Origin of the sequence: uncultured Gimesia sp. (assembly GCF_937919775.1) — a bacterium.
Lineage (GTDB): Bacteria > Planctomycetota > Planctomycetia > Planctomycetales > Planctomycetaceae > Gimesia.
Map to the genome: position 1 here is coordinate 1 of NZ_CALFPF010000807.1, position 7,096 is coordinate 7,096.

The window sequence follows — 7,096 nt, forward strand, 5'->3', positions numbered from 1 at the left end:
CGACCTGGCTGTGCCTGGATCACAATGGACAAAAAATCCTTGGAAGCAAGTGTTGTAACGGCCCCCGGAATTGAAGATGTCAGCCTGCCGGTTGACGTCGGTCAGGTTGTGGCCTTGATTTCTCGTTAAGGGAATCAAATTGATCATTCAAACACTCCGAAAAACATTCGCGTTTTCGGAGTGTTTTTTTATTTTACCTTCGCTAATAAATTCACTCCCAGGGGTGAGAATTGTTTTGCAAAACGTTATTGTAATCTTCTGATTCGTTTTGCAATCTTGAATCTGCATGCAGTACCCGCCGTGATTGCTGCTATCATTAACGGCCTTGAAAGAGAGAGGCATAACTATGGCGACGGAACGTCGAAAAGCCGTCCTGCTGTTTGGTGCTCCCGGAGTTGGTAAAGGTACTCAGGGAAGAATCCTCGGTCAAATCCCCGGGTTTTTCCATCTTTCCAGCGGAGACGTCTTTCGTTCAATCGATATTGAATCTCCCGAAGGTCAGGAAATCTACAAATACAGCTCACGCGGCGAACTCGTTCCCGACGATCTCAGCATCCGCATCTGGAAACAGGGGCTCGATGCCCGCGCGACCCTCTCGATGTATAAGCCGCGAAAAGACATTCTGATACTCGATGGTATTCCCAGAAACATTGAACAGTCGAAAATTCTGGAAAAACACATCGACGTTCTCAAAGTGCTGCACTTAACCTGTAGCGACGAAGAGGAAATGATTCACCGTATCCGCCACCGTGCGATTCGGGAAAACCGGGCCGATGATGCCAACGAAAGCGTCATCCGACGCCGCTTCGAAATCTACCGCGAAGAATCATCGCTCGTCCTCAGTTGCTACCCTGAAGAAATCGTCGCACACATCGACGCTATCGGCTCACCGGCCGGCGTCTTACTCGCGTGCCTTGAACAGCTCGTTCCCGTCCAGGAAGCCCACTTCCGGGGCGAATAAAACACAAACGACCAGGATCGAATACAACAGCGAACCACACAATTAGATGACCAGAAAGGCGCGCTCATGCCCGGTTTTAATCTTGGATGCCCTTCGTATCTGAATCGAACACGGATGTCTTGTCTCAGTCTTCTGATTCTTCTCATCGCCACCGCTTCTGTTCAACCCGTGTCTGCAGCCCAGCGACCGGCTAAAAATCATCCCAACTTCGTGATCATCTTTACCGACGATCAAGGCTATCAGGATGTCGGCGTCTTCGGCTCTCCCAATATCAAAACGCCTAATCTCGATCAAATGGCCAAAGAAGGCGTCCGCTTCACCGACTTCTACGCTGCTCAGGCCGTCTGCTCTGCTTCCCGATCCGCTTTGCTCACCGGCTGCTATCCGAATCGTATCGGAATCCAGGGCGCACTCGGCCCTCAATCCAAAATCGGGATAAACCCTGACGAAACCACCATCGCCGAAGTCCTCAAACCGCTGGGTTACGATACCGCCATCTACGGTAAATGGCACCTTGGCCATCTGCCCGAGTTCCTCCCCACCCGACACGGCTTCGATGAATATTTCGGCCTCCCCTACTCCAACGACATGTGGCCCTTTCACCCGACGGCCGGCAAACGTTTCCCCGATCTCCCATTGATCGAAAACGAAACCGTCATCAATCCCAAAGTCACCGGCAAAGAACAGGCCCAGCTCACCACCTGGTACACCGAACACGCCGTCTCTTTCATCAACAAAAATCACGACAGACCATTTTTCCTGTACGTCCCCCATTCCATGCCTCACGTCCCGTTGTTCGTCAGCGATAAATTCAAAGGCAAATCCGCACAGGGACTCTACGGCGATGTGATCATGGAAATCGACTGGTCCGTCGGCCAGATTCGTCAGGCTCTCAAACAGAACGGCATCGAAGAAAACACGCTGGTCATCTTCACCTCCGACAACGGCCCCTGGCTCTCCTACGGCGATCACGCCGGCTCCGCACTGCCACTCCGCGAAGGGAAAGGGACCGCCTGGGACGGCGGACAGCGCGAGCCCTGCATCATGGCCTGGCCCGGACAAATTCCTGCAGGCACCGTCTGCAATCAAATGGCAATGACCATCGATATTCTCCCCACCATCGCTTATCTCTCGGGCGGAAAAGTCCCGCAGGACCGCATCATCGACGGCAAAAATATCTGGCCTCTGATGAGCGGCGAAAAGGGAGCGAAATCCCCGCACGAAGCTCTGCTCTTTTACTGGGGCGGTCACTTGAACGCGGTTCGCAGCGGTAAATGGAAACTGCATTTTCCTCACCCTTATCGCAGCCTGAAAGACAAACCCGGTTCCGGCGGCACCCCCGGCGACTACATTCAAAAGACGACCGGCCTCGCTTTGTATGATCTTAAGACGGACATCAGCGAAAGCAAAAATGTCGCCGACCAGAACCCGGAGGTCGTCAAACGCCTGACCGCTCTCGCAGAACAAGCCCGCGAAGACCTCGGCGACACCGGCACCAATCGCAAAGGCAAAAACAACCGCCAACCCGGCCGCGTCGACTGATAAAACCAGTCATTTTCATTTCAGTATCAGTTACTTAAAAAATAAAACAGATGAGATCGAACTTCCAGTAGATCAAACCTCGGTCGCCAGTACAATCAGACCGCAACGGTTGGTCCCTGCTTCACGAAACTCGCCCAGCAGCCGTTCTCCTCGTTCCTCATCAGAAAAACCAACTTCCAGCCTGATAGATTGACCGGGTAAGAGCATGTATTTCTCTTTACCTAAGCAACACCAGTCCCTATGCGATTTCCGCCAGAGCCCCCGTCTGAATATCTCCTGATACAACTGAATGCTAACCGGAAATGTTCCATAATACTCCAGGGGCGTTTCTCCTGTATTTTTCAAAGTGACATGAACCTCGTCCTTCACTTTCTTTCTCGACACAATCTGGGGACGATTCTTTAAAGGCAGAGTTTCCTTAAAGAACTCCCGGCGCCAGGCAGGATCCGGTGCTTGCTCGGGAGGAATCGTCAATCGTACTCTCGTATCCTGTGCGGCAATACCGGATACAAGACTGAAAGAAAGCACAAGTATCAGGAGAAATTCAACCATTTTCTGCTTATGTAGTTCATAAATCACCATTGAAATCAGACTCCCTCACTTTGGCGCACCGCTTCACAATCCAGATCAGCAACCAGCACTGCCAGGTCGCGAAATGTCTGCAGCTCTGATGGAAGAGGATTAGACCAGTATTGCCAGAGCAATGCGATATACCAGGCGGCAAACGCAAACACGGCCATCACGATCAGGTACAGATAATTTTCAGTCAGAACAGAAACCGGTATCGCAGCGAAAATTGCCAGTCCACCGATGAAACACCCCCAGCCTTCGATGCTCTGCCACGAATTTGACAGCCTGGGAATACCAAACTCGGTTCTCCACCATAATTCACTCCAGAAACGATTCAGATTGCGTCCGCGCAGCACATCAATGATCCTGGTACTCGGTCCAAAGCGATCCACGTATGGTAATTGATCAAACAACTGTTCGATCCCGTAAAATGCTCCGGCTGTTGCGCACTCTCGATCGATCACTATCACTGGCTGAAACGTCACAGTATTGATTGCACGCTTCTGAATAAATCTCGCAATCGCACCGAAGGTGAAATGCGGGGCGACATCCCTTTCCCATTCTTCCACACTGAGAAATGGTCCGCCGAGGCCCAGCCCCTCATCCCATTCATCCAGAGTGCATTCGAAATCGAACTGTTTTTCGAACCGGAAAAATATATCCGCCAGATCGATTTCATCCCACAAGTCGTCCCCCTTCATATGCAGATCAACCCGCGTCTCTGCATCAAAGGGGGAATCCGTCCCCATCGCATCACACCAGCATTCATACATTCCACACAGAATCTGCTTCTCGGTATATTGCGTTTCCGACATCAAAGTCCCCTTTCTGAAGGCAACAGGAAAATGATTTACAAGCTCCCATTTCATAAATTCAAATCATAAAAGATATCACCCGCCGTTGATAGAAAATCTTCCTCCATCCCCCGGAAATCTGACTTTTCTGATTCCACTCCTATCCGATCTGATGCACAATATGAAGATTTGATGCAGGTTTCTTGAACACGATCCAAATCGCTTGAGATCTCGGAATCCACAACTCACAATGATGACTCAATTTAGATCCCCCAGAAATCTGAAAAGGATTCGCCAGACATGCCTGTGAATGGCTCTCGCCTGCTTCGCACTTTGATGCTCCTGTTGCTGATCACGCATTCGTTTGACCTGACAGCCCGGGCCTGCACAACCGCGGTCATCAGTGGAAAAGTCACTGCCGATGGTCGCCCTCTGCTCTGGAAGAACCGTGATACCTCGAACATTCACAACGAAGTCGCCCTGTTCACGGAAGGTCCTCTGCGCGCGGTTGCTGTCGTCAATGCCGGCGCTCGCACCTCGGTCTGGATGGGAATGAACGAAGCCGGCTTCTGCATCGAAAATTCGTTGAGCAAAGACCTCGCCACCAAAGATAAAAAAACAGGCCCCGGCAACGGTCGCTTTATGAAACAGGCGTTGGAGACCTGTAAGACGGTCGCAGACTTCCAGAAATTGCTCGACGAAACCAACCAGACCGGCCGACGCACCCTCTCGAATTTCGGCGTCATCGATGCCCAGGGCGGTGCGGCGCTCTTCGAAACCGGCCCCACCAGTTACAACATGTTTGACGCCAACGACCCCGCAACAGCGCCCCACGGTTATATCGTCCGTTCCAACTTCGCCACCACCGCCCGAGATTTCCCGGCTAACCCGACACCACAACAACTTGGTGAGATCTATTCCGCCGAACGATATTGCCAGGCCTGCTCCCGACTCGAACTTCAAAAACCCAAAGGCATCACCGTCGACTATCTCATTCGTAATCTGACCCGCGATCTTTCCGGTAAAACAGGAAGCCCCTTCCCGGGCACGGTCAACGGTTCTGCGAAAAAACTCCCGGCGATTATCAAGACAGATAACACGATCAGCCGCACCACCACCGTTTCCGCTGCCGTCTTTCAAGGCGTCAAACCGGGAGAAGATCCCGGGCTGGCAACCATGTGGACCATTCTCGGCGATCCCAGTTTTTCGATTGCCGTCCCCTGCTGGGTTGAAGTTCAGGAAATCGCCGATCCCCTCGTCGACGACAAAGGAGCCGAACTCGGCGAAATCGCCATTACACTCCGCGCCTGGAGTAAAACCGAAGACGGAAAAGCCATCAACACCGAATTCCTGCCCGGCATCTGGGCCGATCTCTGGCCCGTCGAAGATAACATCCTCAAGCTCACCAGCCAGTTCCAGACCGCCCGCAAAGAGCACGGCTTCTCTGCCGGAGCCGTCACGCGCTTCCACCAGAAGATGGCTTCGCTCGCCATGACCGCCATGCAGCAGGAACTCCGCGAAATGAAACAGGCGGCTCTCACCCTGCCATCGCCGCAGCCCCCCCGCTTCGCTCCCGTCAAAAAAACCATCGTGATTCCCTGAGTTTACAGATTGAAGGAACGCAAACATGTCTCGTCTGTCTAACCTGTTACTGAGTTGCTTAGTCGTACTCGGAATCACCGGTTCGCTCTCCCGCGCAGATGAGCCGACCAAACCAGAAACATCGCCGCTGGTTCGTGTTGCCATTTTTGATTTTCCCGAATCGAAATCCGGAGGTCCTGCTAATCTGCAGCAGTTTCTCACCCCCGAAAACGGCTTCCAATGCACTGTGATTTCCTCCGAAAATATCCGTAGCGGCGCGCTGAAAAATTTTGATGTCGTTGTTTTTCCCGGCGGCAGCGGGGGAGGCCAGGCGAAACAACTCAAGCCGGAAGGCCGCGAAGCCGTCCGCACCTTCGTCAAAAACGGAGGCGGCTACGTCGGCATCTGCGCCGGTGCCTATCTCGCTTCTTCGCATTACGACTGGTCTCTCAATCTGATCAACGCCCGCGTCTGGGATCGTTCGCACTGGAAACGCGGTCAAAAAAATGTCTCTATCCAGTTAACTCCGGCAGGACAGGAAGTCCTCAGCAAAACCAACTCCAAAATCAAGATCTATTACGCCAACGGCCCTTTACTCGTCCCCGATAATGAACCCGACCTCCCCGGCTATGAAGTGCTCGCCACATTCGAATCCGAAGTCGCCAGGAACGGTGCGCCCGCGGAAGCAATGGTCGGCACTCATGCCATCATTCGTTCCCAATTCGGCTCCGGCCGCGTCATCTGTTTCAGCCCACACGCCGAAACGAAAGACGGCCCCCACTCTCTAATCGCCTCCGGTATCTACTGGGCCTCCAACGCTAAATAAAGCTTGTCGCAATCATTGAATCAGACCTGTAATACATTTTACTCCCTCTTCCCATCCCCTCTTGCCTCATGATACGGCTTGCCTTCGCCATAAAGCTTTAACCGTTCCATGTACTCGTCCTTGTCAACGTCCTTGTCGAGTTGCTCAATACACCGTTTCTGATATTTGACCGCCTGATCGAAATCACCAAATTCAGCATACGCAGCTGCCAGAGTATTGATATATCCTGCTTCTTTCCATTCTGACAACTCACACAAATTTTCACCCAAAATAACTGCATCCAGTCCGTCTCGAAATTCAGCTTCCGGACAAGTCGCCAGAAGCCAGGCGAATTCATTGCAAGCAGACACATCTTGGGAATCAAGCCGAATTCCCTCGGCGTAGTCGTTGACCGCCTTAGCGTATTCCCGTTTTATACTCCAAATAGAAGCACGATTGCTGTAAGCATACGCAAATTGTGATTCGAGCCAAATCGCTTTGCTATAATCTTGAATCGCTTTGTCGAGTTCGCCAGCACCAGCCCATGCAACTCCCCGATTGTTGAAAGCAACTGCATCTTGCGGGTCGAGTTGTATAACCTTGGTGTAATCTTTGATTCCTTTTTCGAATTCATCCATCTCTTGCCAGGTAGCACCACGATTGAAATAGGCACGTTTATATTCCGGGTCGAGATGGACGGCCTCGTTGAAATCTCTGATCGCCTTGTCGAATTCCCCTTTATCCGCCCAGCTATTACCCCGATTGTAATAGGCAATCGCATATTTCGAGTCGAGGCGAATCGCTTTGTGTAGTCTGTGATTGCATTGTCGGTATTGTCCAGGC

7 protein-coding genes are annotated in these 7,096 nt (G+C 52.0%); 4 read left to right on the forward strand and 3 right to left on the reverse strand.

The window, feature by feature from the left end:
* Positions 1–346 precede the first annotated feature (346 nt).
* Positions 347–961 carry a nucleoside monophosphate kinase gene (locus Q0294_RS23055; RefSeq protein ID WP_299470183.1) on the forward strand — a complete coding sequence of 205 codons (615 nt, stop codon included), beginning with the start codon at positions 347–349 and terminating at the stop codon, positions 959–961.
* Between the two features lie 114 nt (positions 962–1,075).
* Positions 1,076–2,503, forward strand: a complete 1,428-nt coding sequence (locus Q0294_RS23060) for a sulfatase (RefSeq protein WP_299470185.1) — start codon at positions 1,076–1,078, stop codon at positions 2,501–2,503.
* Between the two features lie 72 nt (positions 2,504–2,575).
* On the opposite strand, the gene Q0294_RS23065 is transcribed toward Q0294_RS23060, so the two are convergent.
* On the reverse strand, positions 2,576–3,055 hold the full coding sequence (locus Q0294_RS23065; RefSeq protein ID WP_299470187.1) for a hypothetical protein: 480 nt from the start codon (positions 3,053–3,055) through the stop codon (positions 2,576–2,578).
* 35 nt (positions 3,056–3,090) lie between these two features.
* Complete coding sequence (locus Q0294_RS23070) at positions 3,091–3,888, reverse strand: hypothetical protein (protein ID WP_299470189.1); 798 nt, start codon at positions 3,886–3,888, stop codon at positions 3,091–3,093.
* 279 nt (positions 3,889–4,167) lie between these two features.
* Between Q0294_RS23070 and Q0294_RS23075 the strand changes: the two genes are divergently transcribed.
* Both Q0294_RS23075 and Q0294_RS23080 read left to right on the forward strand, forming a co-directional pair.
* Positions 4,168–5,469, forward strand: a complete 1,302-nt coding sequence (locus Q0294_RS23075) for a peptidase C45 (RefSeq protein WP_299470191.1) — start codon at positions 4,168–4,170, stop codon at positions 5,467–5,469.
* 25 nt (positions 5,470–5,494) lie between these two features.
* Positions 5,495–6,274 (forward strand): BPL-N domain-containing protein, encoded by a 780-nt coding sequence (locus tag Q0294_RS23080; protein ID WP_299470193.1) that lies wholly within the window; start codon positions 5,495–5,497, stop codon positions 6,272–6,274.
* A gap of 38 nt (positions 6,275–6,312) precedes the next feature.
* On the opposite strand, the gene Q0294_RS23085 is transcribed toward Q0294_RS23080, so the two are convergent.
* Positions 6,313–7,096 (reverse strand): tetratricopeptide repeat protein (locus Q0294_RS23085; protein ID WP_299470195.1); only part of this gene is annotated, 784 nt, incomplete at its 5' end.

Coding starts and splice junctions, on each gene's coding strand:
- Q0294_RS23055 (WP_299470183.1), top strand. CDS start 347: ATGGCGACGGAACGTCGAAAAGCCGTCCTGCTGTTTGGTGCTCCCGGA.
- Q0294_RS23060 (WP_299470185.1), top strand. CDS start 1,076: ATGTCTTGTCTCAGTCTTCTGATTCTTCTCATCGCCACCGCTTCTGTT.
- Q0294_RS23065 (WP_299470187.1), bottom strand. CDS start 3,055: ATGGTTGAATTTCTCCTGATACTTGTGCTTTCTTTCAGTCTTGTATCC.
- Q0294_RS23070 (WP_299470189.1), bottom strand. CDS start 3,888: ATGTCGGAAACGCAATATACCGAGAAGCAGATTCTGTGTGGAATGTAT.
- Q0294_RS23075 (WP_299470191.1), top strand. CDS start 4,168: ATGCCTGTGAATGGCTCTCGCCTGCTTCGCACTTTGATGCTCCTGTTG.
- Q0294_RS23080 (WP_299470193.1), top strand. CDS start 5,495: ATGTCTCGTCTGTCTAACCTGTTACTGAGTTGCTTAGTCGTACTCGGA.